This is a genomic window from Planctomycetota bacterium, assembly GCA_016207825.1.
GTDB lineage: Bacteria > Planctomycetota > MHYJ01 > JACQXL01 > JACQZI01 > JACQZI01.
The window spans coordinates 40,530-64,835 of sequence record JACQZI010000010.1; the positions used below are offsets into that span (position 1 = coordinate 40,530).

Here is a 24,306-nt window from a genome sequence, read left to right on the forward strand (position 1 = left end):
CCGCGGAAGGTTTGTGTCAATCGGCTTGGCTTACGGTAGCAACTTTGTCAGCACGTAATCTCCTTTTCAGTGCTTCTTTCTTATAGTATTTGATGAACGGTTCCTCGGCTGAGAGCGAACCGTAACAAACCTGTGCCGAAGCCTTACAGCCGCCCAAGCATGTCTTTACCATAGCGCAGTCTTGGCAGAATTCCGGTATCGGTTCGGTAAACTCACTTATCTTATCAGGCTTGCTGATTGATGTAAAAGAATCTTTCAATATATTCCCTAGAATCATCGGGGTATGGTTGCACGGGCGGATATTGCCCATCGGGTCAACCGTATAATAGGAGCGTTTTGTCCCCGCTGCGCAATAGCCGAAATGCACTTTCTTGAAACGGCTGGTATCTATTACGCACGGCTGAACCGGAATAGAACAGGAAATACTGATTTTATATTTCTCCATCGCCTCTTCGGTAACTTCTAATGCCCTGATAACCTGTTCCGGCGTTGGTAATAATTCCTCAATATGGCGGACGCCTTCTCCGCCAACATTAAACCTGTTAAACATTATGCCGTCAACTCCCAGGGCAATCGCCAACTCTATCATTTCGCTAAAACCATCAATATTCTTCTTTGTCCCGACAAACACCGCCACGACCAACCCGTTATGGAGTTTAATATTCGCAATGGATTCTGTAACCTTGTCAAATGCGCCTTTGTTACGGGATAAAGCATCGTGTATAGCGCGGTCGGCGCTCAATATGGGAAGTTCAAAGAGTCCCACTCCCCGCTTGATAAAATCCTTGGCAACATCTTCTGTAATCAGCGTTCCGTTAGAAATAATCGTTACGGAAACACCCTGCTCTTTAGTGAATGAAACCAAATCAGCCAAATCTTTGCGTAAGAAAGGCTCTCCGCCGGTAAAGGTGAATTGCTTGCACTTGGTTTCCTTAATGATCTTGGCAATAAGGCGCTTGGTTTCTCCGGTATCCAGCTCGCCTTTGGGATAATGAGTATCAGTCACCTTCCAAGCGTTATAGCAAAATAGGCAATCGTTATTACAGGGTTGGGTAACTTCAAAGATGATTGAATCCTGCCGGTTTATCAGGAATTTGTCCTTTAGCTTATCTATCAATCCCATAAAATTAGCCGCCGAGTCACAGAGCACACAGAGAAAATATATTTTAATCTGTGTAATCTGTGGCTATTATTCCAATTCTTCAAGTATTTTCTTTGCACGCATCTTTATTTCCGGCTGGTCGGTTTTCTCCAGTGCTTCTTTAAGAGCCGGCACAATCGGGTCGCCTATTTCAGTCAACGCGGCTTGAGCGGATTCGCGCACCTGCCAGTCATCCGCACCCAAATCCTTGATTAACCGGTTTATCTTCTCCTTCAGCTTCGGCTCTACATCTTCCCAGCGGACATCTACAGGCAAATATAATTCCCGCAAGAGACGGAAAACAAGAACGGTATTAGCATGATCCAAATCATCGGCTAAATAATCACCTCTTTCAGCTTCAGGGTCTTCTTTATCTATCTCATGGCGGTCAATAGTTTGTTTCACCTTATCATAAACCTCTTTAGTGATTTTCCCTTCTTTCTGCATCCATTCTAACAGGTTCATTTGCGTTTCATAATCGCTGTTCTTGCGAGGTGGCAACCCCTTTCGATCATAACACATTAACATTACATCGCTATTTGCGGAGTACGACAAGTGCAACGCAACACTAGTCGCGATTTGTGCCATGTGAACCAATGCAAGCCGGGTGGGTTCCTCTTTCAAAGCATTAATCTTTTCGGTAATAGATTGCAACTGTTTTTCCAGTTTCTGCTCGACCTCACCGGCTACTTCCAATTCAGCCGGCATATATTTAACCATTTCTTTAAATAGCTTCCTCAAATCGCGCCACTCTCTGGTCTTTTTCACATCGGCAACACGCTTGTCAACCAGTGCGGACAATTCATCAACAACCTGAATTTCACAGAGTTCCACGATAAAATCAACCACCTCTCTTTTTTCCTCAAGTGAAAGTTTTTCCAGAAGCGGCTTATCGGTAATCCATTCACTTATGCCTTCGTAGTAATTCCTGACAGCGGTTTTTGACTTGTCGATAACATCCTGATTAATCTTACCTTCCTTATACATTTTCCCCAAAAGCACATATTGGTTTTCCAAATCCGCCATCGTTTTTATGTACTTATTGGAAGGAGAAACCTCATAACAAGTTGTCATTAATTTTTCATGACTGATATATTCTGTCCTGGCATTAAAGACAAGCCTGATGGTTGTTTTTACAGCATCTGTAAACCTTTTACCCTTTAATATTCTTTGCACTAACTGGTTAGAGTCTTTGCAGAGTTTATCGAATTCATCTTTGTTATTTGTCCGACCGATGCCATCCCATATTTTCTGGAGTTTCACAAACGAATCTTCTTGCTTATTGCCAACTTGTTCACTGCTAATTGCTCCTTGTTCATTTGCAGCATCTTTGGATTGTCCGTAAACGGATGCTGAAAGAAACGCCAGGACAATCGCCACGCTTATCCAAAAATCCCTCGCCCATCTGCCTTGTAATTTAGAATATCTGATTACCCGATAACCTAACACAAACAACGCCAATCCGGCAATACACGCTCCGATTATTAATACAACATCACCAATTCGTTCCATAATCACCTCCTCTTCACCCAAGGCCAATAAGTTTATCTATTGGCAAGGAAAACCTTTATTATCTTATCACCTTATCAACCTATTAGCTGCGTCCTGTATTGTTAGGCTTGTCCAGGCTCAAAATATGCTGAAAAATCTGGTAATTTTAAAGAAATAATTATTCTTCCTCTACCGGCTCGCTCTCATTCTCAATCTCATTTTCATCTTCATCATTCTGGTGTTTCTTCATTGACTCGGCCATTTCCGCCAGCCCCTTTTCCGCTTCATCCTTGGAAATCATATTAACCTTCATATCATCCTCTTGGACCGAAAACGCGACAAACTGACGTTTTGCGTTAATCCATACATATCCGGGATCATCGCGTTCAGTCGGTGACATGCTGAATTTATACGCCTTGATTTTATCCTTGCCGACTGTAATTTCATCCTCTCCCTCACAGACAACTTTAAATCTCATCGTCCAATCATGCGCTTCGAATCCGAGCAGTGTCGGCGTAATGGATGCACCTTTAACCATCGGCATTGTGGTTATGTAGCGCACCAAACTGCTGAAGGAAACCATATCAGCAGGGATATCAACAGATTCGGATTCCTCGCCTTCGGAAATAATCTTCACTTTTCCGTTTTCAAACTTATATTCGATTGACATATTTTCTCTTTCAGATTTCATTTCCATCTTCGCATAAAGCAAGGATAAATTTTTATCTTTACGGCAGATTGTGATATTCGTGATAACCATCATCTTTCCCCCCTCCGCCATGGAGATAACATCTTCCATCCTTATCGCGTCTTCCCCCTTATATTTATCTTCTTTGGTAATCGCTTTGATAAAGCCTTTCATCTCACGCTCTCCGGTAAAGCCATACCACAATTCCTTTCCGTCTTTGCCGGACCAATTCTTAACCACATCCCGTACGGCAAGCGTCCCTTCTATCTCCGTAATAATCTTCTTGGCGCGCATTTTGGTCTCAGGTTCTTTCGCATTCTCCATCGCCTTGCGCACCGGCTCAAGAGCCGGTTCTCCGATTCTAATCAATTCCGCGGTAGCGGATTCCCTTTCCTCAAAATCATCGGCATTTAATTTCTCAATAAGCCCTTTAACCTGCTTCTCAACCTCTTCATTATTAACCGTTTCCCCTTTATCAACCACTATAACTTTGACTTTGGCGTCAAAAAGATCCGGTTTAAACCCGCTGCCGGTAAACTCAATGACTGCTTCGCCCACGGTAATGGCTTTAAACTCATCAAAGCGTGTAACACCTTCATTTTCCCATGTCTTTGTATGTTCAATCGCCCTACCGGAAACAGAAAACTCTCCCACCTGCCCTGATTTCGTAATCGGAGAACGGATGACAAAAGTTTCTCCTTTGTTTACGGTAATTTCCAAACCTTCTTTCAGCCTGAATTCTTTACCTGAATCTTTATCCTGTGCATATGCGAGAATCCCGCATATCAAAAGTGACATAATCATCAAAACCGCTGTTTTCCTATTCATATTCATTCTCCTTTAAAATATATTTTTATATTGGCGGAGGCGTGTAGGAATCGAACCTACCTGTCCCGCTTTTGGCAAGACACGCTGGCTTTGAAGGCCAGGAGAGCCACCAGACCCCATTCACCTCCATAAAGCAAGTTAAAAGTTACAGGTTTCATGTTACAGGTTTTCTAACGCTAAACTTATAACTTGCAACTTGTAACTCGAAACTATATTTTATTCAGTATCCTAACATCGCCAATCCGTTTGGTCAATTTTATATTGTCCAAATGCTCCAAGAGCGGAATGGCATATTTCCGGGAAGTATTTATGAGCTTGGTAAATTCGCCCGCTTTGATATTCTCGTGGGTTTTCAGGTATTCTTTCATAGTTTCGGATGCCTTTACAATCGCCTCTTTATGGAGAACAATTCCATCCGCCAATCCGACCAGAATCCCCCGGTCTTTCAAGGCGTTGATGGTTTCTTGGGCATTCTTCGGCTTTATCTGCAATTTATCGACCATTATCTCCAATGCGGGCGGAGATAATAAATTATCTATAAAGAACTTTTCCACCTTCTGCATCATGGATTCCTGTTTCTCGGTAAGTTTGATATTCGCCTGAACCAGTTTTATCGCATCGCCAACTCTAGCAAGCCGATTTTCCTCAGCAAGTTTAACTACTGCCCTCTCAAAGAACTCATCCTGCACCTCGGTTTTCACCAACAGGCTCTTTATTTCCTTAACCGGGATATTCAGTTTCAACGGCTGTTTGCGGTAAGAATCCTCCATTGAAGCGATAATCTTATCTTTCAGCATATTGAAATTATTCATATGCATCATCATGCGGATATCTAAATTACTGCGGATAATCGCCCCCTGCTTCTCCAATTTATCAAGCTCCTCTTTTATTTCCGCGTCCGGCAGGTTGGTTTTATCTATAAGTTCGCCAAGCGTGATAATATTCAATCCCGCATTAATAAGAACCTCGGCAACCGTTTCCCTTTCATCGGAGACTTCCAAAGCGCCCAGGTGTCCGATTGCCTCCTTATTAAACCTTTTGTGCTTAGGCGGATGAGGGTCAAGAATCACGCCGCCGCCCATGGTGACCATCGGCGCGTATAAACGGATAATAAACCTATCATCCTTAGCCACGACCAAAGGCTCTTCAGCACGGAATTGGATTAATCCGCGCTCGCCCGACTCCATTTTCTCCTTATCCAAAAGGACCACACGACCCAGAAACTCGCCTGTCCCGATATGCAATCTGACCCTCGTATTATTCTTTAGCGGATGAAAGGCATTGGAGACGATTTCCAGAGAGGCATCAAAGATATATGTCGGCTCAATATAGCCGGGCGCGGCAAGGGTATTGCCCCGGATTAGCGATTCCTTCTTTATCCCGGCAAGGTTAAGCCCGATGCGCTGTCCGGCCGCGGCTTCGGTCGCCTTGCCGCCGTAAGACTGTATCTGGCGCACCCGCACATCCTCTTTCTGCGGAAGTATTTCCAAGACGTCATTTATCTTCAGTCTGCCGCTTACCAGTGTGCCGGTAACAACCGTTCCGGAACCGCTCATGGTAAAAACACGGTCTATTGGGTAACGGGCGGGAAGGTTAATATTGCGTTTTGGAACGGACGGCGCCAGGCGGTCTATCTCTTGAATCAACTCAGAAATCCCACTGCCGGTGGTTGAAGAGACCTTGATAACCGGCGCTTTCCCCAGGAAACTGCTCGTTACCAGTTCGGCTATTTCATTCTCCGTCGCTTTGATTCGTTCTTCGCCTGCCAAATCCATCTTCGTGAGAACAATAATCCCGCATTGAACATCCAAAAGGCGTAATATCTCAAAGTGTTCCACAGTCTGCGGTTTGACACCTTCATTCGCATCAACCACGAAAAGGACGACATCAATGGTATTGACCCCGACCAGCATATTCTTGACAAAGCGCTCGTGCCCAGGGACATCTATTACCTGGGCAATCCGACCTCCGGGCAGTTTGAAGTTGGCAAAGCCGATATCAATGGTCATCTCGCGCTCTTTTTCCTCTTTCAGGCGGTCCGGGTCTATCCCGCTAAGCGCTTTTATCAGAGTGCTTTTGCCGTGGTCGACATGGCCAGCGGTGCCGATTAAAACATATTCCATGAATTAAACTCCTAACAACAGGATTAAACGGATTTAACGGAAAATCAGATTAATCAGTTAAATCCCGTTGTTAGAAATACTGGTTTTCAATCGCCTTGGTCGGGCATTTCTTCTGGCATTCCAGGCAACGGATACATTCAGGCGAATTGGAACTATTATATACCTTATGCGAAGTCGGACAGGTCTTGTAACAAATCTGGCAATCAATGCATTTATCCTTGACGAATTTCAGCTTATGGAAACTCAACTTATTAAAAAGGGCGAATATCCCGCCTATCGGGCACGCTCCCCTGCAGAACGGGCGCCTTATCATGATAAATAACATCAGGAAAATAACCAGTATCCAAATTCGGGGAGACTTTACAAATGTAATAATAATACTTCCATCGGAAACCTCGTTAAACCTTTCATCCCGCACCGTAACCGCCTGTTTTTCCGGAGCCGGCTCGGAAAAGGCATTGGACGGATTGAACGGGTTGGGGTCATAAGTTTCCGGTTCGGCCGTCTTGGTTTCAACTGGTTCTACCGGCTTTTTGGGGATTAGTGAATTAGGGATGCTCGCCTCTAATGTCCCTGCCGGGCAGAAATTACAGAAGAAGAAATCCTGGGGAGTGGTTTCGCCGGGAGTCATTACCACTCCGAAAAATATCGGGATTAACAGAACCATTACAAGAAGTGTCAGATATTTGCCGTAGCTAAGAAATGACGGCATATTGATTTTGGGGGACGGAATTTTATTCATCAAATCCTGCAACAAGCCAAACGGACAAACCCAACCGCAAAGGAGCCTTCCGATAATGACGCCGAAGAATATCAAAGTTCCCAGAACGATAAAGGGGAAAACACCGTTGGCCAAGAACTGCCCCATAGCGCCGATTGGGCAGGAAAAGGCGGCTATCGGACAACCCCAGCAATTAAGAATCGGGAAACAAGTATTCCGAAACGAGTAGAAGTAGGGATTAAGAAGGAATACAAATGAGATTTGCGTCAGCCTGCGCCAGAGTGTAATCCGGGTTTTAGTCTTTTTAGTGCTTTCGGTCATGAAACTCATAACCTTTATTTATGGAGTGCTTCAGGTCGAGCAAGCGGCTTCCCTCCGCTTGTTTATAAGGTTGCCTTTGACATCCGTAATAATCGCATCGTAATTCATCTCTTCCAGGAGCTGCGGCTCGCTCATCGTGGCGGATGACGCCGGGTCGATTGCCTTTCCTTCAACCGGCTTGTCATAAACCGTGTGCTTGCTGTAAGCAAACCCGTAAACCATAAACGCCAGGGAAATAATAAGAATAATAATGGTGATTATATTAACAACTATCCGCATTTTTGCTCCTTAATATATAATCGGCTTTTTTACTGCTGTAACTGCTCGATAAAAGCGGTAATCAGGGTCTTGGTCTGCTCCTCGGAATAACACCTCAAATCATTCAAATCGCCGGAAATAGTTATGCTTGGTATGCCCAGCTTCTTCTGCAACCTCTGTGGCATGCCGTAACGGCTGTTGGTGTTATTCGGGCAGGTCTTGGCATCGTGGAAGACAATACCGTTCACCCTGAACTTCTTTATCATGTTTTCTATGTATTTCTCTTTGGCGTCATCCGAGCGGACGATAAAGAGTTCAATATAAGCGCGTGCCATGCTGTTAAACGGGTCGTTGGCATCAAACGAGTCAAATATCCATGAATTACAATAAGTCGAAGCAACCACGCAGGTCTTAAGGCTGGTAAAGAGTTCCGCCATCGGCCTTAATTTTCCCCAGACAGGCATGCCATCCCAGTATAAACGGAATTTCTCCCCATCCACCGCGGCTTCGCGATTCTTCGCCTTTTCCTCCAGTTCCGCTAACAATACTTTATAATAATCTACCGCCTGTTGGGTTCCGCGCATTACAACCGCCGGACCCATATGAATCGTGCCGTCAAAGAAGTTAAGAGGCGAAGGCACAGCTGAAGCGGTTTCCAGCACCTTTTTCCAGAGAACACTGCATTCCTTGGAAAGGCCAAGCACGCGCTTCATCTCATTTTCATCATATTTCCTGCCGGAAATCTTTTCCATCTGCGGGATAAGTGCTTTCATCTGGCCGGCAACGCCTTTGATATGTTCGGCGGTCACTTCGCCCACTCCGCGGTAGGTTTCTATCCCGACAACCGGGACATTGAATTCACGTGCGTAAAACTTCATCCAGTCCTGGACATCGCGGCACTGGTTGGTGTTGTAGACAAGGACATCCGGACGCGGAACCGAATCAATACCCGGATACGCCTTGGTAAGCGGTGTCTGCTTCTTTAAATACGCACCGACATCGCTGGTTAAGTATGAGCATATTTCAGGGGAATACCCGATGGCATTGGCAACCGGGATAAAATCTGTGGACATACGCGTCGCGCCCAGCATCGCGCCGTGGTTTTCCGGGAAATAGACAAGGAATCCCATCGCGCGCAGGAGCTCGGCAGGTCCGACGCTCGTGCACCAGGCGATTTTATGCGATTTGGTTTTCATGGCGTTATCCAGTTCGTAGAAATGGTCGGCCATTAGTTTCTTCATCATCCCAACGGCTTTGATGCCTTTCTTTTGTTCTTTAGTCTGTTCAGCCATACGTCTATCCTTTCAAAAAATTAACTTATTACGCACCTTTATAATTGGGCCTGCGGCGTTCGAGTATTGAGCTCAAGCCTTCATAGGCATCGGCGGTGGAGAATATCTCGGTCAGGTGGTTGAGTTCAATCTTAATCCCTTCCTCGATATTCACCTTGAACCCGTCATCAATAATCTGGTTAGCCAGCTTAATCGCCACCGGCGCCTTGAACGAAACCTTCTTGGCGACCTTGGCTTCAAGCTGGTCAGGGCTCGTCAGGAGCTTATTGGATAATACATCCTTGATGCGCGCATCGGAGAAAATAGAGCGGAGCTTATCCACTTCAGGAGTTGCAATAATTGTTTGTTGCAGATATTTAGACTTTGGATTGGGCTGTGAAATCAGTTCCTTCACCCGCTTATCCAGTTCCGCAACGCTGACATATTCACCCATTCCCATTTCCTGCGCCTGCTTGGCATTGATGATTTCTCCGGTGAAGATAAGATATTTCGCCAGCGCCTTGCCGACCAGGCGAGGCAACCTCTGCGTGCCTGCCAATCCGGGATAAATGCCGATGCCGGTTTCCGGGAAGCCCATGTTCGCCCGTTCGGTCATGATAATGATATCGCATGCCAGCGCGAGCTCTGCCCCACCGCCCAGCGCTAATCCGTCTATCTTGGCAACGATGGTCTTGGGGCTTTTATCTATTCTCAAAAGCAAATCCTGCCCTTTCTTGGTGAAATCAACGATATCGCCTATTTTCTTATCTTTAATCTTTTTAACGAAGAAACCGATATCCGCGCCGGCAACAAACGCCTTGCCTTTGCCTTCAAGAATAATAATCTTTATCCTTTCGTTCGCCTCAGCTTTGGTAAAGGCTTCGTCAAGCTGCCTGACCACTTCCTCGTTTAAAGCGTTCATCGCTTCAGGGCGGTTAATTGTGATAGTCGCGACATTATCCTTGGCGGAAAGGTCAACGAGCCTGAAAAACCACGGTTTTCCGGATTTAAACTGCCCGTCCACCACTTTTGGAACGGTCACGCCGTATTTCTGGACTGTTTTAGTCAGTATCTCATCAGCCTTCTTCAAGCCTATTTTATTCATCAGTTCAAACGGTCCCAATGCCCAGCGCAGTCCGATTTTGGCGCCGCGATCGGTATCCTCAACCGAGGCTACCTGTTCCTGGACAATCTGGCCGGCGGCAAGGAATACCGCGCCGAGCAACTGGTCTTTAACCGCTTCTATCTTGGATTCATCCACCGAGCCGGTCAAATCCCACTTAACGCCTTTTTCAAACTGTTCCTTGAGTTTTCCGGCTGTGGCGTAGAATTTCCCCAGCGCCTTGCCGAGCGTTTCCGTGGAATGATACGCAATCGGGATGCCGGTGACATTCATCAAAAGGAAAGGTCCCATGCCGATTTTAAAGGCGCGCTTAGCGGCTTCCTCGATGGTTGGGATATTGGCAACGCCTTCTTCATAAACACGGACGGCTTCATTAAGCCACGGGACGAAGAAACGGTTTACGGCAAAGCCGGGAGAATCCTTTACGGTGATGGCGGATTTACCGGTAATATTTGAAAATGCCTCGGCAATTTCCACGGTTCCCTGCGCGGTAGCCGGACCGGGAATGATTTCCAAAAGCCTGTTCTTAGCCGGGTGATAGAAATAATGAAGCCCCACAAACCTATCAGGGCGCTTGGTCGCTGTGGCCAAATCCGCTATTTTGTAAGAAGATGTATTGGAAGCAAGTATTGTTTCTTTGGCGCATATTTTATCGAGGGTCTGAAACAAATCTTTCTTTACTTTTTCATCCTCGAATACGGCTTCGATTATGATATCGGCGTCTTTCAATTCGTTGATATCGGTCGTGCCTTTGATATTGGATAAGATTTTCCGGACCTTTTCGGTGCTGAACAATTTCCTCTGAATGCCTTCGTCAAGAAGTGTTTTGATATTACCCAAGCCTTTATCCACGAACTCCTGCTTGACATCGACCATGACAACGGGAATATTTTCCTGGGCGATTTTCTGGACGATACCGGAGCCCATGGTGCCCGCGCCGACCACTCCGATTTTCTTGAATTGAGCCATGATTCCCTCCTCTTTTATAGTTACAAGTTACAGGTTAAAAGTTACAAGTTAGAAACGTTACCTATACCTGTATTTTTCTCCCCTGATTGATGTCTTGCTGAGATAATTTATCAGGCTTTTTATCATTCCTGAAATTTCTGCACCCTTCTTCAGGACTGATTCAAACTCTTCCTTACCAATATATTTGCGGCGATAAGCAATATGCAATTGGGTCCTAACTTCACCGGCTGAACCCTTGGCGATAAATAAGAATTGGATAAATTCGGTATTAGAACCTCTCTCAAATCCTTCTGATATATTTGATGGAACAGAAATAACAGCCCGCCTTATTTGTTCTTTCAAAGCATAATCTTTAGCAAATGGAATTTTATCTGATAAATCATATATCAAATCCACAAAATCCATTGCCTTTTTCCAGACTTCTAAATCCTCAAACTGCTTAACTGTTCCCATATTTCTTCCCCTAACTTGTAACCTCTAACTTGTAACCTGTAACTTTAATCTTTAAACGCTTCCACGATTACGGACATTCCCTGCCCTCCGCCGATACAGGCAGAAGCCATTCCGTAACGCTTGCCCAAACGGCGCAGTTTATAAAGGAGCGTCATGGTAAGCCGTGCTCCGGTCGCTCCGTAAGGATGCCCGTAAGCAATCGCGCCGCCGTCAACATTGGTTTTATTCCGGTCCAAACCCAATTCCTTTTCCACGGCAATATACTGCGCGGCAAAGGCTTCGTTTATTTCAACCAAGTCAATATCGCTCAATTTAAGCCCGGCAACATCGAGTGCCATTCTGCATGACGGAACAGGTCCTATTCCCATAATATTAGGTTCAACTCCTGAAGCGGATGAAGCCACCAACCTGCCGAGCGGTTTCAGTTTAAGCGCCTCCGCCTTTTTCGCACTGCTTAAGACTACCGCGGCCGCGCCGTCAACAATACCGCATGAATTAGCCGCGGTCTGGACGCCGTCTTTATGGTAAACCGGCGGAAGCTTGCATATTTTATCCAGTGTAGTCTCCGGCTTGGGGTGCTCATCGGTATTTAAAGATTCCATTCCCCTGGGTAATTTGATTTTCCTCGGCTTAAGGTTATGCGCTTCCAAAGAGCAATTTGTCACCGGAGTGATTTCATCATTCAAAAACCCATTCTTTATGGCAATCCCGGCGCGCTGTTGGGAAAGTATTGCAAACTCATCCGATTCCTGCTTGGTTATTTTATATTTCTTGGCAAGGTTTTCCGCGGTCAGACCCATCGGGCAATCGCAGGAAGTATCCAGAAACGCCTCCCAGAGATAGTCCACAAAATTAGGCCGTCCTAAGGGGAATCCCAAACGCCCGCCGAATGCGGCGACCGGCACCTGGGTAAGGTTTTCTGAACCGCCCGCCAGGGCGAAATCAGCTTTATTCATATATATATGCTCGGCCGCCTGGGCAATCGCTTCGAAGCTGGTGCTGCATATACGCTGGACTAGATGGCACGGAGTGGCAATCGGGCAACCGCTATAAAGACCGACATGGCGCGGGAAAAAGAATGCATCGCCGCTTGAGGCGGCGACATTGCCGAATACAACCGATTCTATTTGTTCTGGTTTTAGTCCAGACTGAGCAATAGCCGCGCGAGAGGCAATTACCGCCAGCTCAATCGCGCCGACATTGGAAAGGCTCCCCATAAACTTGCCGAAAGGCGTCCGCTTGGCGCCGAGGAATACGATACCGTCATAACGCGCGCCGTAACCATTTACTTTGTCTTTCATTCCGAGGACTTTTGGGTCAACCACATATTTCTTATCCATATCTTGTCTCCTTATTCAATTAGAGCATTATATTAAAATCATCAGCACCAGTTGTGTCAAGGTAAACCCTATGTTTTATCTTATAATAACGATGCTGATTCAACAACCGAGTAACCCGGACCGTCAGTGTTAAGCTGACTTTGGAATAAAATTATTTCCTTGACAAACTGCTTACCTGCGGAAAACTCAGCTCTTTTGCTCAGCAACCGAGTTAACATCTCATTATTATTAGGAGATTTCACCCTGCCAAGCGTTATATGCGCTGAAAAAGGCTTATCGTTCGGTGCGAATTTATTCTCAAGCAGACTTTTTTCTATATCCTGATAAATCCTAACAAGCTTATTTTCTCCAGCGGCTTCATGACAACCCACCCAGAGAATGCGGGGATTATTAATAGAAGGGAAGGCACCGATTCCTTTGAGATCCATCTCAAATCGTTTGTAACCGGAAGCAACCTTTTTAATAATGCTTGAAACAACCGCGGATTGTTCGGAACTCACTTCTCCGAGAAATCTTACGGTAAGATGGATGTTTTCCGGTTCGACCAGCTTGACATGCGCTTGGGTCTGGCTTATTTCATTTTGTATAGTAATGAGCTTTTCTTTAAGCGCTTCTTCTACGGGGATGGCTATGAATAATCGCATCTATGCTTTAAATGTGCCGATTAACCGACTGATTGACGGAATATTCTCTTCCTTTAATAATTTAGGCAACTCTTCTATGATCTTCATGGCATTGTCAGGAGAAATAATATTTGCAGTTCCGACCGCGACGGCAGAAGCGCCCACCGCCATGAATTCCATGACATCGCTTGCCTCCATAACTCCGCCGAGCCCGATAATCGGAGCTTTCACTTTCTTAGCGACTTCCCAGACCATGCGCAGGGCTATCGGCTTGACACACGGGCCGGAAAGGCCGCCGGTAATATTTCCGAGCAAAGGCTTCCCGGAACGCCAGTCAACAGCCATTCCGGTAATGGTATTAATCAATGAAATAATATCAGCGCCTCCCGAACAGGCGGCATCGGCAATCTCCGCGATATCGGTCACATTCGGGCTGAGTTTCACTATCAAAGGCAAACGGGTTGCTTTCCTGATTTTCTTAACAGCCGCGCTGACAAGAACGGGTGATTTAGCAATCATCGGACCGCATTTGGCAATATTGGGACAAGAGATATTTATTTCAAGAGCATCTATTCCATTTTTAGCAGACAACTTTTTAGCAATAACAGGCAGCTCTTCCGCATCACCACCGATACTGACAATCCGGATTGTTTTAAGCCGTGTGAATGACGGAAGATAATAACTGGTAAATTCATCCAATCCGGGATTTTCCAATCCGATAGAATTGAGGATTCCACCTGAAGTCTCATAAATACGGGGAGGGGGATTGCCTAATCTAGGGTTTAAAGTAATTGTCTTGGTAATAACGCCGCCTAAACGGTTGATATCAACGATATTTTTAAGTTCGGTCCCATACCCGAACGTTCCGGAAGCGGCAATAACCGGATTCTTAAGCTTTAAATGCCCCAATTTAACGGTTAAATCAGGAGCTTTCATATAATCAACTCGTCTTTTCGGCAACGTCAACCGCGGACTCAACCGGCGGCTTATCGGTAATTATACTCTCCTTTTCTTTCCTGAACAAGCTAATTATCATTAAAACCGCGCCTGCTGTAATATATACATCCGCTATATTAAAAGTAGGCCAATCAATAATATAATAATAATGGATAAAATCTCTTACGCCGTGGTGAAAAATGCGGTCATAAATATTTCCGATAGCTCCGCCTAAAATAAGGCCCAGCGCCGAGATAATCAGCCAGTCAAGCTTACCGGAAGGATTATTTTTTATCTCATTCCTTTGGGTCAATAGAAACACGGTTATAATCATTGGAATGGCCAGTAAAGGAATAATAACCAATAAAACCACACTGGTATCGCTAAAAAGCCCCCAGATAATTCCTGTATTAATCTGTGGATTCATTTCAAGCACGCCGGGAATCAGACTTGTTTTAGGATCGGGAGGGGTATAATTAAAAAGGCCTTTGGTGATTAAGTCAATTACGGCGGAAACAATCGCAATCAAGAGAAGTGGGACAAGTCGCTTAACCATTACTCATTGACTTCTTCTTTTTCCTTGCAGTCGATACACAAACGGCTAAAGGGAATAGCTTTTAAACGTTTTTCAGAAATCGGCTTGCTGCAACGTTCGCAAACGCCGAACGTCTGCTCCTCAATACGGTCCAAAGCGGCGTCTATTTCATGGATCTCTTCACCCTCGTTTTCCATTAAACCGAGCGTAAAATCCTGTTCAAAGGTATCGGTTCCGGCATCAGCCATATGTAGAGGCAGATCGGAAAGGTCTCCGCTGGCTTCACGGCGTGATTGTGACAGGGATTCGTTTTCCATCTGGGAAAGATTTCCGGTTAATCGAGATTTTAACCCGATCAGGATTGTCTTAAAAGAAGCAAGCTTTGATTTTGATAAACTAGTTCTTATTTTCTTGGGCTTAGGCAAGGCGGATAATACGGGTTTAGCTTTAACTGTCTTATGCTTTGTTTTGGCGGGTCGGGAATGTTTTTTATTCATTCTCTATTTTCCCTTTTTTGATTGCGTTTTAGAAACAGTTTCTTCTTTAACGGATTTCTTTTCCTCCACCTTCACAGAGCCGCCTGCGACTAAGTTTTTTATTTCATTTTCTCTCAAGATAGTTTCAAGGCGTGCAATATCTTTCCTGATATCATGGATGACATTGGGCTTGTTAATCTCTTCTGTAACCTTGCGGAATCTCAACCTAAAAAGCTCTTCTTTCAGGTTTTTTATATCCTTGTTTATTTCTTCAATGGTCTTTTTTCTGATTTCGTCTATTTTCATATTCTGTGGCTTCTTCTAATCATTTTTACTTTTATAGGCATCTTATGGGCAATATAATTTAACGCTTCTTTTGCGACCTCTTCGGTCAAACCGCCTACTTCGTAAAGAACGGTTCCGGGCTTAACAACCGCGGCATAGTATTCAGGCTCGCCTTTTCCGGTTCCCATCCTGGTTTCAGCCGGTTTCGCCGTGACTGATTTATGTGGAAAAACCCTCACCCACAAGCGGCCGCCTTTCCCGATATGGTGGGAAGCGGCAATCCTGCCCGCCTCAATGGTCCTTCCACCTAACCAGCACGTCTCAAGAGACATCAAACCATAATCTCCAAAGGCTAATTTATTACCGCGGGTGGCGTTGCCTTTCATAATTCCGCGCTGGGTTTTGCGATACTTTACCCTTTTAGGCATCAATTGCATATATTAAACCTTCTTTTCAGTTTTCTCAATAACCGGTTTCTTTTCCGGGAACACTTCACCTTTATATATCCAGACTTTCACGCCGATAGTACCTTTGGTGAGAATGGCAGTAGATATCGCATAATCAATATCCGCTCTTATCGTATTAAGCGGAATTTTACCCATACTTAAATCTTCGGTCCGGGCGATTTCCGCTCCACCCAACCTGCCGGCAACCTGGACCTTAACACCCTTAGCATTTGCCGCCATTACGGTTTCAGCCGCGCGGCGGATGGTACGCCTATAAGGAGCGCGTTTTTCCAGTTGTTCCACTATCGATTCGGCAATTAATTGTGAATTCAATTCGGGATTCGTTACTTCGATAATTTTAATATCCACCGGCCTTACTGATAATTTCGTCAAATCGGTTGTCAGCTTCTCAATCGTTGCGCCCTTGCGCCCGATAATTAATCCGGGACGGGCCGCATGTATTTGCACGATGGTTTTATCTTTATTCCGTTCAATATCAATACGTGATATCCCGACGAATCTATAATCACGCTTAATAAATTTCCTTATTTTCTCGTCTTCAACGACGTTCTTACCATATTCCTTTTTAGGCGCATACCAACGGGAACGCCAGGTTTCCGTAATCCCTAGCCTAAAACTGGTCGGATTAACTTTTTGACCCATTACTGTTTCTCCTCTTTTTCGGGCTTCGCAGCATCTGAAACCCCTTCAACCGGCTTTTCAACTGCCGGAGCAACCTGAGATTCTTTATTTTTAGTTTCTTTTATCTTCGTTTTCTTGGATTCTTTCTTTCCCTTCTTATGGGCTTTTTCAGCCAGCATAACGGTCACATGGCTGGTCCGTTTCTTTATCGGAACTCCCCTGCCTCTGGGAGACGTACGAAATCTTTTAAGTATCACACCCGGATTAACGATAACCCGTGAGACATAAAGACTATCCGTATCGATTTCCCTGTTAAGGCTGGCATTCGCAAAAGCGGAATTGACCAGTTTCAATATATAACGCGCCCCCCTTTTCGGGCAAAACCTTAATATGCTGGTCGCCTGATCAATCTCTTTTCCTTTAACCAGATTGGCCACCAGCCTTAGTTTACGGGGCGAAATCCTTAAATATGTTATTGATGCTTTCATAAATTTACTGTTTATTCAGCGCCTTCTTCTTCTGTTTTACGATGTCCGGGGTGCCCGCGGAAGAACCTGGTCGGGGCGAATTCGCCCAGTTTATGCCCGACCATATCTTCGGTCACGAACACCTTGACGAATTTATTCCCGGTATGAACCATAAAAGTATGTGACACAAAATCCGGGGTCACCATGCAATACCGCGCCCATGTCTTGATAGGCTCATAAGATTTATTATCCTTCTGCTTCATGACTTTTTTCATCAATTTCTCATCAATCGCAGGGCCTTTTTTAACCGAACGGCTCATATTTTTTTATCCTTTACTTAGTTCTATGGCGAACGATAAACACATTTGTGGGATTGCGGCGTCTGCGGGTTTTTCCGCCCTTCGCCAGCTTGCCCCAAGGCGAACAAGGGTGCCTGCCTCCACCGCTTCTTCCTTCTCCGCCGCCCATCGGATGAGATACGGGGTTTTGTGCGGTTCCGCGAACCGTAGGTTTTATCCCCATCCAACGGCGACGTCCGGCTTTTCCCCACCAGATATTATTCCATTCTATATTCCCAATCTGGCCTATAGTAGCACGGCATTCCAGATGGACATTGCGTATTTCACCGCTGGGCAACTGTAACTGCGCGTATTCGCCTTCTTTAGACATTAGCTGGGCAAAAGAGCCGGCGCTGCGCACCAACTGCCCGCCCCTGCCCCGTAAAATCTCGACATTATGAATAAGCATTCCCAAAGGAATATTCTTTAAAGGCATGCAATTACCGGTTTTCGGCTCGACCTTTTCCCCGGATAATAAAATCTCACCGACCTGCAGGTCTTTCGGAGCAAGGATATAATTCCTTTCCCCGTCTTTATAACACACTAATGCGATAAAACAAGTCCGGTTAGGATCGTATTCGATAGACTCAACCTTAGCCGGAATATTATCTTTTACGCGTTTAAAATCTATCAAACGGTATTTTATCTTGTTACCGCCGCCAATATGGCGACAGGTCACCTGACCCTGGTTATTCCGCCCGCCGGTCCTCTTTTTAGTAACCAGCAAAGAGGCTTCAGGATAATTTCTGGTAAGAAGCTCCTTATACTTTAAGACCGTCGCATTACGCCTTCCGGCGCTTGTTGGTTTATATTCTCTTAACGCCATATATCAATCTTTCCTGAATTTTATAATATATCTATCCGGCTGCCTTCTTTTAAGGTAACCACGGCTTTTTTCCATGTCTGCAGGTAAGCCTTTTTAAATTTGTAGCGCTTGGGCTTGCCTTTCATGACCATTGTCCGCACTTTATCCACTTTAACCGTAAAAGCCTTTTCTATCGCTTCCTTGATTTCGGGCTTATTGCTGTCCAGATTCACCGCGAATATATAAGCATTCTGCTTCTCTTTGCTCTTGGTGCTTTTTTCCGTCATCAAGGGCTTTATAATAACATCATAAGGCGTTTTTTTCATTCTATTACTCCGCGCTATATCTCTGCCTGTTCATAATTTCTTCCAGGGCATCTTTTGTCAAGACAAGATTCTTATGCCTCATAACCATATAAGCGTTGAAATCCTTAACGGACGACAACATTACCTTAGGGATATTCCTGGTGGAAAGATGCAATGCCCGGCTGGAATTTTTTATCCCGATTAAGCAACTTGATTTTATTCCCAGTGTCTTTAAGAGTTTTACCATTTCTTTTGTCTTGGGCTTTTCTATATTAAGCGAATCTATAACCATCGCTTCATTATCATTTAATTTGGAAAGTATGGCTGAATCCACGGCCCTTTGGAGCATTTTCTTGGGCATGCGGTAAGAAAAATCGCGCGGCTTCGGACCGAAGATAATGCCGCCATGGCGCCAAATCGGGGAACGAATCGTGCCAACTCTTGCCCGGCCGGTATGTTTCTGCCTCCAGGGCTTACGCGAACTGCCTTCGACTTCGGAACGTCCCTTGGTAGAAACCGTTCCCTGGCGCTGGCAGGCTTCGTACATAATCACGGCATCACGCAAAACCTTAAGGTGGACTTTGCCGCCCAGCTTGGCTTCGTCAACGTTGATTTTATCAACCTTGCTACCTTCCTTATTATAAAGAGTGACTTCTATCATAAATTATTTCTTCTTCTTGGATTCAATTTTCTTCTTGGATGCTACGACTTTAGGAACAGGCTTTACCAAATCGGTCTTGCGGACAATGACAAATCCGCCGTTCGCGCCCGCGACCGCGCCTTTTACGAACAAAAGATTACGGTTTTTATCTATTTTCATTACTTCCAGATTTTTCACCATCACCCTTTCCACACCGTAATGACCTGGCATGGTTTTGCCGGGACGGATATGAGTCAATCTAGTATCAGAGCCGATGGCGCCCGAACCGCGCACATTCATCGAACCGTGTCCAGCCGGGCCTCTTTTCTTGTTCCATCTCTTAACCAGACCGGTAAAACCGCGTCCTTTGGTGATGCCTACGACATCAACCTTCCATGTATTCTCAAAAACATCCACCTTTACCTGGTCACCCAGTTTAAATTGAGCCGTGATTTTCTCGCCTTCGGCGCCGTCGGGCAAACGGACTTCCCTGATAAAGCGCTTCGGCGTTTCAATATTCGCTTTCTTAAAATGCCCCAGCATTGCCCTGGTCGCCCTCTTCTTTTTGCCGTCCACAAAACCCAACTGAACTGCGTTATAGCCTTCGGAGGAGCTTTTCTTTATCTGTAAAACAGGGCAGGGACCACATTCCAAAACGGTCACCGGAGTAACGTTCCCGTTCTCGGCAAATATTTGGGTCATCCCGACTTTCCTGCCTAATAAACTCGGTAACATCTTTCAATCCCTTTTTATGTTTTTATTCTTACTTCCACGCCAGACGGAATATTCAAGTTCTTCAAAGCGTCAACGGTCTTGGCAGACGGCTCGGCCAGATCTATCAAACGCTTATGGGTCCTGATTTCAAATTGCTCGCGTGATTTTTTGTCTACATGAGGCGAACGCAACACCGTATACCGTTCAATATGGGTGGGCAAAGGAATCGGCCCGCAAATCTTAGCGCCGGTGCGTTTCGCCGTCTCGACGATATCCAGAACGCACTGGTCTAAAATCTTATGGTCGTACGCCTCAAGCTTAATCCGTATTTTCAGGTTTTTCATATTATCCAATTCTTTCATCTTCCACCCGACGTCACATCGGGATGAGAGGGTTAATTCATTTCCCTTAAAATTAGAAAATTACGTAGTATACTCACAAATCAGGATATGTCAACAAAAATATGGGAATTTTTATTTTATTCCAGAAATGTCATCGACTCTTGTGCTGTGTTTTCCATCGGCGGTGAAGCCATATCCAGTGGTCGGGATATTGCCTGATATAACGTTCCATCACATCCGAATAAATCTGCGTGTTGTAAACGATGCTTTCTTCCAGATTATCTCTTTTCTGGAATGTAAGAGCGGGCTCATATACAACCTTGTGGTAAGCACCGTGTTTCCTGATGATGAATCCCGGAACCACCGGCACATCCAACCGCTCACTTAATGTAGATAGACTGGGAATGGTGCAAGCCGGCCGTCCGAAGAAATTAACGAATACCCCTTCCTCCCGTTTGGTATTCTGGTCCAGGACAAAGCCCATTATCTCATTCGCCTTGAGATGCCGTATAATATCCTTGAGCGAGCCTTCCCGATACATAATATTCACCTTGACCTGCTTTCGGTAATCCAGCCAGAGCTTATTGAGTAATTCACTTTTAAGATACTTGGTTACAAGGTTGGTTCGGTACCCCTTAAATGCCATTGATGCCGCTAAAAGGTCCCAGTTGCCAAAATGCGCCGTCAGTATGAACACCCCTTTGCCTTCGGCTAATGCTTTATCAAGATTTTCCAACCCCTCGAATTCAATATACCGATTGATATCCGCCAGTTTCATTGCGGGCAGGCGTAAAAACTCCATCATATTCCGGCCGAGGTTTTTCGCCATTCCGAAAACGATTCGTCTGAGCTCGCTGTCTTTCTTCTCGGGAAATGCAAAACGAAGGTTTTCCAAGGATATACGCCTGCGCTTGGGAACAACCATGTATCCAAATATTCCGATTGCCTCCCCTATCTGCAATGCCACGGTAGCCGGCACACGCCGGACGACGGCAATAAGAATCCGAAGCACAAGCTCTGCTAATAGATGAAACATATTATTATCCCCTCATTCCCGCCCCGCTCCGCTTCGCTACGGGGACCAAAAGGGAGTCCCTGTCCCGCAAAGCGGGACATGGGGTAAAAACGAGAATTCCAGGTAGTAAACTCCAGCGGGAATCCAGTAACCAATCTAGATTCCGTGTCAAGCCTGTCTGCCGACAGGCAGGCACGGAATGACAATCTGAACGGATAGCCATCACACCCCGCTTTATTCTAGCGAGGCAAGTATAATCCGCTCGCATAATTGCGGAAAATCTATACCGATAGCTTTTGCCGCCTTTGGCAACAAACTCCGCTCGGTCAATCCCGGTATGGTATTGACCTCCAGAACAATAGCACCCTCTTTATCCGAATAAATTATATCAACCCGCGCCGCACCTCTGCAATCGAGCGCCTTGTATGCGGCTAATCCGGCAGATTGTATTTCCTCAATGGCTTTCTCGGGAAAATTAGGGTTTACGATATATTCGGTTGAAGCATCCTGATACTTCGCCTTGTAATCATAAAACGCCTGCTTGGGCTTTAGTTCGATAACCGGCAACACCTTATCCCCCAAAACGCCGACCGTGACTTCCCTGCCTGAAATATATTGCTCGGCCACGACATCTTTGCCGTATTTAAACGCCTCATCCAAGGCCGGTTTAATCTCAACCGGCTCCTTGATAATTGAAACTCCCACGCTGGACCCCTCCGCGCGGGGCTTAATAACCACCGGAAAGCCAAGCGGCCACTTCCTGAATTCAGTTCTCCAATTCTCTTTATTAATCCTGCGATACGGCGCGGTCGGGACATCGTGCCTTTCAAACAATTCCTTGGTGGCGAATTTATCCATCGCATCGCGGCTCGCCTGAACGCCTGAGCCGGTGTAAACAATGCCCTTCTCTTCAAGGAGCAACTGGATTCCGCCATCCTCTCCGAACTTCCCGTGCAGGGCAATGAAAGCGATATCGAAATCAGGATTCTTGAGTTGCGGGATATCCGGCGCGGTTACATCTATATCAAGAACTTTATAACCCAACGACTTCAATGCCAAGCTCACCGCGGAGCCGGATTTAAGCGATATCTCCCGCTCTGAAGAAAACCCACCCATCAGAACAGTGATTACTGCCTTTTTCTTAACAAATAAATCCTTCAGCGCTTTTTTATCCATATTGATATAATAATTTACTTCACAACGAAAAGCAAACGTTTTAAGTGTATTCTTTTATTTGTATCGTCTGATTATTATTTTTATAATATGGAAAAGTTAATGGACATCCCTCCCAGACCCCGCCTTGTGGGGTCGGGACGGGGCAGAAAAATGAACCTGACACTAAAAGACAAAAAACACCTCTGGCATCCTTTTACCCAAACCTCCGAATGGGAAAAGGAGAATATCCTCGTCATCAATAAAGGCAAAGGCAATTACCTCTACGACACCAATGGCAGGCGTTATCTGGACGGCATCTCATCTTTGTGGTGCAACGTCCACGGTCACCAAAAAGCTGAAATAGATAAAGCCATAGCGAAACAACTAAAGCAAATAGCGCATACCACCATGCTTGGGCTTGCCCATCCCGGCGCCATAGAGTTAGCCGAAAAGCTCATTAACATCGCGCCTAAAGGTTTAGCACGAGTATTTTATTCCGATAGCGGCGCGACCGCGGTAGAAATCGCCCTGAAAATCGCCTTCCAGTATTGGCAGCAATGTCTAAAAACTAACAACCAGCAACTAAAAACTAAATTCCTCACCTTCTCCAACGCCTATCACGGCGATACTATCGGCTCGGTCAGCCTGGGCGGGATGGATTTATTCCACAGCACCTATCGTCCGCTCCTCTTTAAAACCATCCAAGCCCCGTCGCCTTATTGCTATCGATGCACTGAACCACGCAGGGTTCAGTGCTATGAACCCAACGCGGTTCATAGTCCATTCAAATCAACTACTAACAATGTTAATCCGCCTTGCCTCAAAAAAGCAGAGGCCCTTATAAAGAAACATCACCGCTCTTTGGCAGGAGTGGTCATCGAACCATTGATTCAGGGCGCGGCGGGAATGATAACCCAGCCCAAAGGATTCTTGAAGCGCCTGAGAACGCTCTGCACCAAATATAATATCATCCTGATTGCGGATGAAGTGGCAACCGGATTTGGAAGGACCGGAAGGATGTTTGCATGCGAACACAAGGGAGTATCACCTGACATCATATGTATAGCAAAAGGAATTACCGGCGGGTATCTGCCGCTTGCCGCCACGCTCACCACGGAAAAGATATTTAAAGCCTTTACCGCCCCGTATGAAGAAAACAAGACCTTCTTCCACGGGCATACATATACCGGGAATCCATTAGGCTGCGCCGCGGCACTGGCAAACCTGAAGCTATTTAAGGAAGAAAATATCATAGAACGACTGCAACCCAAAATCGTATACCTAAAAGAACACCTTAAACGGTTCTATGAGATTAATAATGTAGGCGATATCAGACAATGCGGGATGATGGTCGGGATAGAGCTGGTCAGGAACCGCGCCACAAAAGAACCATATCCGGTAAAAGAACGGGTAGGCAGGCATGTCGTCTTGGAAGCCAGAAAGCACGGCGTGATTTTAAGGCCTCTGGGCGATGTCATCGTCCTTATGCCTCCTTTAAGCATCACCATACCGGAACTGGGAAAACTATTATCAGTTACCTATAAATCAATGGAGACAATTACCGGATAAAGATTGCATCCTACACCCCTAATAACCACCTAAAAGCTGGTTTTAACAACCTCTGAGCTGGTTTTAAGTACCTAAAAGGTGGTTTTTACCAGCTAAAAGGTGCTTTTAAGTACCTCTGAGGTGGTTTTAACCACCTAAAAGCTGGTTTTAACAACCTCTGAGCTGGTTTTAAGTACCTAAAAGGTGGTTTTTACCAGCTAAAAGGTGCTTTTAAGTACCTCTGAGGTGGTTTTAACTACCTAAAAGCTGGTTTTAAGCACCTCAAAGCTGGTTTTTACTACCTTTGG

27 protein-coding genes and 1 tRNA gene are annotated in these 24,306 nt (G+C 45.5%); 1 reads left to right on the plus strand and 27 read right to left on the minus strand.

Annotated elements, in window-relative coordinates:
• Nucleotides 1-16 precede the first annotated feature (16 nt).
• The 27 genes from HY811_04925 to HY811_05055 form a co-directional block, all read right to left on the minus strand.
• The gene (locus tag HY811_04925; protein MBI4834143.1) at nucleotides 17-1,123 is read right to left on the minus strand and encodes a radical SAM protein; all 1,107 of its coding nucleotides are present in this window, start codon (nucleotides 1,121-1,123) and stop codon (nucleotides 17-19) included.
• 66 nt (nucleotides 1,124-1,189) lie between these two features.
• Nucleotides 1,190-2,653, minus strand: coding sequence for a hypothetical protein (locus tag HY811_04930; GenBank protein ID MBI4834144.1), 1,464 nt, complete (start codon nucleotides 2,651-2,653; stop codon nucleotides 1,190-1,192).
• 157 nt (nucleotides 2,654-2,810) lie between these two features.
• Nucleotides 2,811-4,148, minus strand: a complete 1,338-nt coding sequence (locus HY811_04935; protein MBI4834145.1) for a hypothetical protein — start codon at nucleotides 4,146-4,148, stop codon at nucleotides 2,811-2,813.
• Between the two features lie 31 nt (nucleotides 4,149-4,179).
• Nucleotides 4,180-4,276 (minus strand) — tRNA-Sec (locus tag HY811_04940).
• A gap of 81 nt (nucleotides 4,277-4,357) precedes the next feature.
• Nucleotides 4,358-6,271, minus strand: a complete 1,914-nt coding sequence (gene selB / locus HY811_04945) for a selenocysteine-specific translation elongation factor (GenBank protein ID MBI4834146.1) — start codon at nucleotides 6,269-6,271, stop codon at nucleotides 4,358-4,360.
• A gap of 70 nt (nucleotides 6,272-6,341) precedes the next feature.
• A complete protein-coding gene (locus tag HY811_04950; protein MBI4834147.1) occupies nucleotides 6,342-7,322 on the minus strand; it encodes a 4Fe-4S binding protein in 981 nt (326 codons plus the stop codon).
• A 21-nt stretch (nucleotides 7,323-7,343) separates the two neighbouring features.
• Complete coding sequence (locus tag HY811_04955) at nucleotides 7,344-7,592, minus strand: hypothetical protein (protein ID MBI4834148.1); 249 nt, start codon at nucleotides 7,590-7,592, stop codon at nucleotides 7,344-7,346.
• A 29-nt stretch (nucleotides 7,593-7,621) separates the two neighbouring features.
• Nucleotides 7,622-8,863, minus strand: a complete 1,242-nt coding sequence (locus tag HY811_04960; protein ID MBI4834149.1) for a 2-hydroxyacyl-CoA dehydratase — start codon at nucleotides 8,861-8,863, stop codon at nucleotides 7,622-7,624.
• Nucleotides 8,864-8,891: 28 nt separating this feature from the next.
• A complete protein-coding gene (locus HY811_04965) occupies nucleotides 8,892-10,934 on the minus strand; it encodes an enoyl-CoA hydratase/isomerase family protein (GenBank protein ID MBI4834150.1) in 2,043 nt (680 codons plus the stop codon).
• Between the two features lie 57 nt (nucleotides 10,935-10,991).
• Complete coding sequence (locus HY811_04970; protein MBI4834151.1) at nucleotides 10,992-11,387, minus strand: four helix bundle protein; 396 nt, start codon at nucleotides 11,385-11,387, stop codon at nucleotides 10,992-10,994.
• 44 nt (nucleotides 11,388-11,431) lie between these two features.
• On the minus strand, nucleotides 11,432-12,688 hold the full coding sequence (locus tag HY811_04975; protein ID MBI4834152.1) for a thiolase family protein: 1,257 nt from the start codon (nucleotides 12,686-12,688) through the stop codon (nucleotides 11,432-11,434).
• Between the two features lie 119 nt (nucleotides 12,689-12,807).
• The gene (gene thpR / locus HY811_04980; GenBank protein ID MBI4834153.1) at nucleotides 12,808-13,371 is read right to left on the minus strand and encodes an RNA 2',3'-cyclic phosphodiesterase; all 564 of its coding nucleotides are present in this window, start codon (nucleotides 13,369-13,371) and stop codon (nucleotides 12,808-12,810) included.
• Nucleotides 13,372-14,286, minus strand: coding sequence for a dihydroorotate dehydrogenase (locus tag HY811_04985; protein MBI4834154.1), 915 nt, complete (start codon nucleotides 14,284-14,286; stop codon nucleotides 13,372-13,374).
• 4 nt (nucleotides 14,287-14,290) lie between these two features.
• Nucleotides 14,291-14,842: a signal peptidase II gene (gene lspA / locus HY811_04990; GenBank protein ID MBI4834155.1), complete on the minus strand. Its 552-nt coding sequence runs from the start codon at nucleotides 14,840-14,842 to the stop codon at nucleotides 14,291-14,293.
• Nucleotides 14,842-15,318: a TraR/DksA C4-type zinc finger protein gene (locus HY811_04995; GenBank protein ID MBI4834156.1), complete on the minus strand. Its 477-nt coding sequence runs from the start codon at nucleotides 15,316-15,318 to the stop codon at nucleotides 14,842-14,844. The genes lspA and HY811_04995 overlap by 1 nt, the downstream gene beginning before the upstream one ends.
• A 3-nt stretch (nucleotides 15,319-15,321) precedes the next feature.
• Nucleotides 15,322-15,603 carry a 50S ribosomal protein L29 gene (gene rpmC, locus HY811_05000; protein ID MBI4834157.1) on the minus strand — a complete coding sequence of 94 codons (282 nt, stop codon included), beginning with the start codon at nucleotides 15,601-15,603 and terminating at the stop codon, nucleotides 15,322-15,324.
• A complete protein-coding gene (rplP, locus tag HY811_05005) occupies nucleotides 15,600-16,019 on the minus strand; it encodes a 50S ribosomal protein L16 (GenBank protein ID MBI4834158.1) in 420 nt (139 codons plus the stop codon). The genes rpmC and rplP overlap by 4 nt, the downstream gene beginning before the upstream one ends.
• Nucleotides 16,020-16,022: 3 nt before the next feature.
• The gene (gene rpsC / locus HY811_05010) at nucleotides 16,023-16,691 is read right to left on the minus strand and encodes a 30S ribosomal protein S3 (GenBank protein ID MBI4834159.1); all 669 of its coding nucleotides are present in this window, start codon (nucleotides 16,689-16,691) and stop codon (nucleotides 16,023-16,025) included.
• Nucleotides 16,691-17,158, minus strand: coding sequence for a 50S ribosomal protein L22 (gene rplV, locus HY811_05015; protein ID MBI4834160.1), 468 nt, complete (start codon nucleotides 17,156-17,158; stop codon nucleotides 16,691-16,693). The genes rpsC and rplV overlap by 1 nt, the downstream gene beginning before the upstream one ends.
• An 11-nt stretch (nucleotides 17,159-17,169) precedes the next feature.
• Nucleotides 17,170-17,457, minus strand: a complete 288-nt coding sequence (gene rpsS, locus HY811_05020) for a 30S ribosomal protein S19 (GenBank protein MBI4834161.1) — start codon at nucleotides 17,455-17,457, stop codon at nucleotides 17,170-17,172.
• A 13-nt stretch (nucleotides 17,458-17,470) separates the two neighbouring features.
• A complete protein-coding gene (rplB, locus tag HY811_05025) occupies nucleotides 17,471-18,301 on the minus strand; it encodes a 50S ribosomal protein L2 (protein MBI4834162.1) in 831 nt (276 codons plus the stop codon).
• A 20-nt stretch (nucleotides 18,302-18,321) separates the two neighbouring features.
• Nucleotides 18,322-18,606, minus strand: a complete 285-nt coding sequence (gene rplW / locus HY811_05030) for a 50S ribosomal protein L23 (protein MBI4834163.1) — start codon at nucleotides 18,604-18,606, stop codon at nucleotides 18,322-18,324.
• A gap of 4 nt (nucleotides 18,607-18,610) precedes the next feature.
• Nucleotides 18,611-19,243: a 50S ribosomal protein L4 gene (rplD, locus tag HY811_05035; protein MBI4834164.1), complete on the minus strand. Its 633-nt coding sequence runs from the start codon at nucleotides 19,241-19,243 to the stop codon at nucleotides 18,611-18,613.
• Between the two features lie 6 nt (nucleotides 19,244-19,249).
• Complete coding sequence (gene rplC, locus HY811_05040; GenBank protein ID MBI4834165.1) at nucleotides 19,250-19,960, minus strand: 50S ribosomal protein L3; 711 nt, start codon at nucleotides 19,958-19,960, stop codon at nucleotides 19,250-19,252.
• A gap of 14 nt (nucleotides 19,961-19,974) precedes the next feature.
• Complete coding sequence (rpsJ, locus tag HY811_05045) at nucleotides 19,975-20,283, minus strand: 30S ribosomal protein S10 (GenBank protein MBI4834166.1); 309 nt, start codon at nucleotides 20,281-20,283, stop codon at nucleotides 19,975-19,977.
• 148 nt (nucleotides 20,284-20,431) lie between these two features.
• On the minus strand, nucleotides 20,432-21,316 hold the full coding sequence (locus HY811_05050; protein ID MBI4834167.1) for a lysophospholipid acyltransferase family protein: 885 nt from the start codon (nucleotides 21,314-21,316) through the stop codon (nucleotides 20,432-20,434).
• A 213-nt stretch (nucleotides 21,317-21,529) separates the two neighbouring features.
• Nucleotides 21,530-22,471 carry a D-alanine--D-alanine ligase gene (locus HY811_05055; GenBank protein MBI4834168.1) on the minus strand — a complete coding sequence of 314 codons (942 nt, stop codon included), beginning with the start codon at nucleotides 22,469-22,471 and terminating at the stop codon, nucleotides 21,530-21,532.
• Between the two features lie 150 nt (nucleotides 22,472-22,621).
• On the opposite strand from HY811_05055, the gene bioA reads away from it, so the two are divergent.
• Complete coding sequence (gene bioA / locus HY811_05060; protein ID MBI4834169.1) at nucleotides 22,622-24,019, plus strand: adenosylmethionine--8-amino-7-oxononanoate transaminase; 1,398 nt, start codon at nucleotides 22,622-22,624, stop codon at nucleotides 24,017-24,019.
• The last annotated feature ends 287 nt before the right edge of the window (nucleotides 24,020-24,306 follow it).